This is a genomic window from Nocardiopsis sp. TNDT3 (assembly GCF_003427465.1).
Classification (GTDB): Bacteria; Actinomycetota; Actinomycetes; order Streptosporangiales; family Streptosporangiaceae; genus Nocardiopsis; species Nocardiopsis dassonvillei.
Map to the genome: position 1 here is coordinate 1 of NZ_QPFC01000489.1, position 5523 is coordinate 5523.

The 5523-nt window shown below is 75.2% G+C and carries 4 protein-coding genes and 1 pseudogene; 2 read left to right on the forward strand and 3 right to left on the reverse strand.

Features of this window, described 5'->3' with window-relative positions; all coding sequences use genetic code 11:
• Nucleotides 1-29 precede the first annotated feature (29 nt).
• Both DQW06_RS12695 and DQW06_RS12700 read left to right on the forward strand, forming a co-directional pair.
• Nucleotides 30-764, forward strand: a complete 735-nt coding sequence (locus DQW06_RS12695; RefSeq protein WP_013156529.1) for a hypothetical protein — start codon at nucleotides 30-32, stop codon at nucleotides 762-764.
• A gap of 45 nt (nucleotides 765-809) precedes the next feature.
• Nucleotides 810-1531 (forward strand): annotated as a pseudogene (locus DQW06_RS12700) (DUF4184 family protein).
• A gap of 157 nt (nucleotides 1532-1688) precedes the next feature.
• On the opposite strand, the gene DQW06_RS12705 reads toward DQW06_RS12700, so the two are convergent.
• Genes DQW06_RS12705 through DQW06_RS12715 form a run of 3 tightly spaced genes read right to left on the reverse strand, consistent with a single transcriptional unit; the run spans nucleotide 1689 to nucleotide 5007 of the window.
• On the reverse strand, nucleotides 1689-2927 hold the full coding sequence (locus DQW06_RS12705; RefSeq protein WP_013156526.1) for a sulfotransferase: 1239 nt from the start codon (nucleotides 2925-2927) through the stop codon (nucleotides 1689-1691).
• A gap of 20 nt (nucleotides 2928-2947) precedes the next feature.
• Complete coding sequence (locus DQW06_RS12710) at nucleotides 2948-3349, reverse strand: spore-associated protein A (protein WP_117198513.1); 402 nt, start codon at nucleotides 3347-3349, stop codon at nucleotides 2948-2950.
• 29 nt (nucleotides 3350-3378) lie between these two features.
• Nucleotides 3379-5007 (reverse strand): serine/threonine-protein kinase, encoded by a 1629-nt coding sequence (locus DQW06_RS12715; protein WP_013156524.1) that lies wholly within the window; start codon nucleotides 5005-5007, stop codon nucleotides 3379-3381.
• Nucleotides 5008-5523: the final 516 nt, after the last annotated feature.

Sequence of the window (5523 nt, forward strand, 5' to 3'; positions counted from 1 at the left end):
CACCCCCACCAAGGACGAAAAGGACAGAGATGCCCTTCTTCCCCCCTCACGGCCGCTTCGCCCTTACCCCGGCGGTCTCCCTCTCGCTCGTGTTCGCCCTGTCCGCCTGTGGCGGCGGGGAGGACCCCGCGGAGGCCTCGGCGCCCTCGGAAGAGGCCGCCGAGGAGACGACCGCCGCGGAGGGCACTCCGCCGGAGGCGCTGTCCCAGGAGGAGCTCGCCGGGCTCCTCGTCGAAGCACCCGTTCCCGTCTCCAGACCCCAGGTGGACGAGTCCGCCCTGCCCCCCGAGCCCGAGGACTCCGCGTCGGTGTCCGAGCGGGCGGCCTGGGCCCTGCTGACGGAGGTGACCCGCAAGGCCTCCCTCGTCGATCCGAGCGCCGCCGCCGCGTGTCCCGAGCAGATGACCGAACCCGTCGAACCGGGCCTGAGCTGCACCCTCACCTACGGCGGCCTGGACATGCAGTTCCCGGTCCTGGCCGGGGACGGCGGCGCCGCCTTCCGGTTCGAGTACCCGGAGCTGCCCACCGTGCGCGAGGTCGTCGAGGACACCATCCGCTTCGACCACGGCGTCGAGGCGGTGTACTGCGACATGGACGACGTCGTGGCCGTCGAGCCGGGCGCGGAACGGGCCCCCTACCTCTGCTACGCCCGGGACGGAGGGCTCGCGGGGTCGGACTCCCCGGAGGACACGGTCTCCCCCTACGAGGTCTACGTGCTCATCGGGGGGACCCTGGCCACCTACCAGTACCTGGACGCGCAGTAGCGAGGCCCGCCGGGGCCGCGCGGTCCCCGGCCGAGGAAGGACGACGTGCCCTTCACCCCCAGCCATGTCGCGGCGGTCCTTCCCCTGGCGCGTACCGGGCTGCCGCCGACGGCCCTGGTCGTCGGGTCGGTGGCGCCGGACCTGCCGTACTACCTGCCGCTGCCCGTGGCCGCGGCGACCACGCACGGCCCCGCGGGGCTGTGGCTGGACGTGCTGCTCGGCGGCGCCGTGCTGGTGGTGTACGCGTACGTGCTCCCCGGTCGGCGCGGGAGGCGGCGCGGGCGGCCGCGCTGACCGCCGCGGCGCTGGCGGCGGGCTCGGTCACGCACATGGCCTGGGACTCCTTCACCCAGACGGGCGGGGCCCTGGTGCGGGCCTGGCCGCCGCTGAGCACTCCGGTGGCGGGCCCGCACCTGCTCTACAACGTGCTGATGTACGCGAGTTCGGCGGGCGGCCTGGCCGTCCTGGCCTGGTGGGTCCACCGCGAGCGCGCCCGCCGCGCGGACGCCGGGCGCGCCGGCCGTGAGGCGGATGGGCGCCCCGGGTCCGTCCCCGGCGACCGCGTGCGCGTCCTGGCCCTGTCCGCCCTCGCCGTGTGCGCGGTGGCGGGCGCCGTGGCGGGCGGTCTGTCCGACCGCGCGCAGGTGAGCGGCTACGACCTCGTGCGGTGCCTGCTCGTCGGGGCCGTCACCGGCACCGGGCTGGGCCTGGCCGCGTGGACGGCCGCCTGGTGGTCGTGGCGGCCGCTGCACCGCACGGCGCGCTGACGCCACGCGGTCGCGGCGGCCGTCCGGAAGGTCGCCGCGTCCGCGACGGCGCGGACGCGAGCCCGGCCCGGGCCGGGTGGCACGGACGCGTCCCCGGTCCGGGCCGGACGCACACCACGGCGTGGGCCGGGCCCGGCCGGGCGCGCACCGCGTCCCCTCAGGTCCCGCCCCCTCCCGCGCGGGCCGCCTCGGCGCCGGTCGGGTCCGGGCCGAACGCCGCGTGCACCTCCTCGGCGGTGAGGCCGTAGTACTCCAGGTCGTACCGGTGGCCGCCCGGGTTCCTGCGCCGGTCCGCGCGCGTGTAGGCGAGCGTGCGGGCCCGGGTGTCGGGGTCGAAGTCCTCGCCGAGGCCGCTCCAGACGCGTTCGGCCGCCCCGAGCGGGTCGGAGGTCAGCTCGCCGTAGGGCAGGTCCAGGAAGCGTTCCGGACCGTGCTCGCGGCGCACGCGGCGGGCCCGTTCGGCGCCCGCCGCCCAGATCCCCAGCCACTCCCGGCCGATCCAGTGCGGGTCCACGTCGCTGTTGTGGATGCGCATCGAGGTCTCGGTCAGGCTGGCCCACGACGCCATGGCCCGCGCCGGGTCGCGGTCGGTCATGACGACCACCGCGTCGGGGAAGACGTTGAGCAGGGCGTCCAGGCTGAGCAGGTGCAGGGGCGACTTGAGCACCCAGCGGCGCGCGGGCCGCTTCCACTGCAACGCCTGGAGCTGCTGTTTGAGGTAGGCGTAGTCGGGGGTGGCGTCGCGCCCCTCGACCCAGGCGCGGTAGTCCGGGGAGGCGGCGCGGACGTGGAAGAACATCCCCTGCGGCAGGAGGAAGACGCACTCCTCGGGTTCGAGCGGGTGCATGGGGTGGATGGTCTGGAACCCGGGTCCCATGGCGTCCATGCCCCGGACCAGCCTCCGCGCCAGCGCGAGGCGCTCGCGCCTGCCCACGGTGCGCTCCCCGGGCCTGCCCGTGTCGGGGACCGGGCTCAGCATCTCCCACAGCCGCGGGGCGCGGGCCCGGACGTGCTGGGCCAGGAGGCCGTGGCCGAACGTCGTGCCCGTCCTGGGCAGTCCGGTGATGAACACCGGCCGCTCGACGGGCTGGGCCGCGACCTCCGGGTTGGCGTCGAGCAGGTGGAGCATGCGCAGGCGCGTCTCCAGCCGCCGCCGGACCTCTCCCCGCAGGCCGATCCGGCCGATCGGGGTGACGCCGGGCACCGCCTGCCAGGCGTCGTGGAGCACGCGCGTGTCCGAGAGGAAGGGTTCGTCGGAGGGCCAGGGGAGCCCGCTGCTGGCGGAGGCCTCCGCCAGCATGGCGTCGAAGGCGCCCTCGGCCGCCCCCAGGCTGTTGTCGAAGGGTCTGAGCAGGGTGTTGACCGGGTTCATCCACCACGGGTGGTGCACGTTCACAAGCGCCCTCTCCTGTTGTGTCAGCCGCAGTTGGTGCCGTTGCGCAGGACCCATTCGTCGCCGACCACGCCGCCCCAGTCCACGCAGTGGCCGGCGGCGTCGGCGTAGACCGGGCCCGCGTACTCCGTCCAGTCGCCCGGGTCGGTGTCCCAGGAGGTGGAGTCGCTGCGTTTGAGGGCCGCGTCCATGTTGACGGCGCTGCCCGGGTCGGTCCGCACCACGACGACGCAGTTGCGGCCGTTGAAGTTGTTGTAGGTGAGGAAGACGGTGCCCCCGTTGACGGAGGCCTCGTTGACCACCCCGTATCCGCTCCCGCACTGGCCCCCGTAGGAGGCGGCGGTGGCGGGCACGGGGGTGCCCACCGCCATGGTCAGGGCCAGGCCCGCCACGGCGGCGGTCCCGCGTACGAGGGTCTTCGGCATGTCTCTCCCGTCGTTTCGGGTTCCGGCCCCTACCACGGCGGGGTGCCCGTGCCGCTGGTGCTGTGCCGCTCCACCAGGCGGGTGATGGTGACGGTGCCGTCGGCGCCGGTGGTGTAGGTGACCTCGGCGGTGATGACGCGGCTGCCCTGGTTGACGTAGCCGGTCAGGGCCGAGGGGGTGGAGGCGACCGAACCGGCGCCGCCGTCGCCGACCGATCCGCCCTGGCTCTGGCAGAAGCTCCACGCGCACACCACCGTGGCGCCGTCGAGCACGGCGTACTGCCCCGAACCGCCGGGGGTCTGGAAGGCCACGACGTGCTCGCCCGGTGGGCGCGTTCCGCTCGCGCCCACCCCGGCTCCCACCGTGGCCGTCGTGGTGGTGGACCCGCCGCCGGAATCCCCCTCGTCCTCAGCGCTCTGGGACGCCTCGTCGGAGGGGCTCGCGGAGGGCTCCTCGGAGGAGGCGCCGTCCGGCCGCTCCTGGTGTCCGCGTTCCGGGTTCTGCTGCTCCCCGGCGGCCTGCCGCGCCTCGGCCGTCCCGGTCGGCTCGTCCCCGAACCAGGCGGCGACGGGCAGGGAGTCCCAGTTGGCGGCCAGGGCGACGCCGCCGAAGCCCAGTCCCGCGAGCAGGACGAGGGCGCCCAGGGCGGCGCCGACGACGGTCAGCGTCCTCCCGGCTCCGCCCCGCCTCTCGGGGGCCACCGGGAACTCGCGCTCGGGTGCGGTCCGCACGCCCTGCCACTGGTGGTCGACGACGGTGGCCATGACGCCGCCCGCCTCCGCGGCGGAGTCCGGCGGGGTGTGGGAGCGCCTCGGGTCGCCCGCCGCGATCACGCCGCCGACCAGCTCCAGCGCGGTCGGCCGCTCGGACGCCTCCTTGCTGAGCGCGCGTGCGGCCAGGTCCGCGAGGGGGCCGGTGAAGCCCGCGGTGTCGGGTTCGCCGCTGATCACCCGGTGCGCGACGGCCGCCGGGTCGCCGGTGCCGAACGGCGGGCGCCCGGTCGCCGCGTAGGAGACCAGCGCACCCCAGGCGAAGACGTCGTCGGCGGTGCTGGGGGGTTCGCCGCGGTAGTGGGCGGGGCTGATCCAGCCGGGCGAGCCCAGCACGGACCCGGTGCGGGTCAGCGCGGTCTGGTCGATCGCGCGGGCCACGCCGAAGTCCAGGACACGGGGTCCCTCGGGCGACAGGATGACGTTGGCGGGCTTGAGGTCGCGGTGGGCGATGCCGATCTCGTGGATCTGGGCGAGCGCCTCGGCCACTCCGGCGGCCAGTCCGATCAGCAGCCATCCGCCCAGGGGCCCGTGCGCGCGCGTGTAGGCGCTGAGCGTCATCCCGCGCACCAACGGGGTGGCCAGCCAGGGGCGCTCGGCCTCGGTGTCGGCGGCCAGCAGCGGCACCGCGCAGGCTCCGCCCACCCGGCCCAGCAGCCGCACCTCGCGCGCGAACCGCGCCCGGAACTCGTCGTCGGCGGAGTACTCGGGGTGGATGAGCTTGACCGCGACGAGCGCGCCGTTCCGGTCGAGGGCCGCGTACACGACACCCATACCGCCGGAGCCCAGGCGCCCGAGGGTCCGGTAGGGACCGATCCGCGCGGGGTCGGTGGAGGTCAGGGCGGTCGCGGTCGCGGGGAGCGTGACGGCTGAGGGGTGCGTACTCACGGCTGTCGTCTCACAGGCCTCGTCTGGAGTGGGGATGAGGTGCGCGGTGAGCCCGCGCCCTTCTCCAGGGCAGGGGAAAAGGTGCGCTGTGGGCGTGACGGGGGGATGTGGGGTGAATCCTAGCCGGTCCCGGTGACGCCTTCCCGGGTCGGCCGACCGAAGGCGGCGACCGCCCTGGTCAGAGGCGGAGGACTCCACCACCTCGGGCGACGCGCGGGCCCGGGCCGCCGCGGGAGCGGCGTGGTGCCGCCGATCGGACACGTCGGGCCGCGGAGACCCGTCTCCGTACCTTTTGGGGTGTCTTCGGGCGGCACGTAAGGACATTGACGGAATCGTCGTGACCCTGGTACACCTCTGGTGCCCCTGCCCTCCCTCCGGCCGCCGATTTCACCGCCAGACCCGAACCCCGTCGCGGTGGGCGCCTCCCTGTGGACGGGATCACGAGCCACACGCACAAGGGAGCCCTGCATGGTGGACCAGCCCACCGCACCCCCGACGGATCCCGCGCCGAAGCCC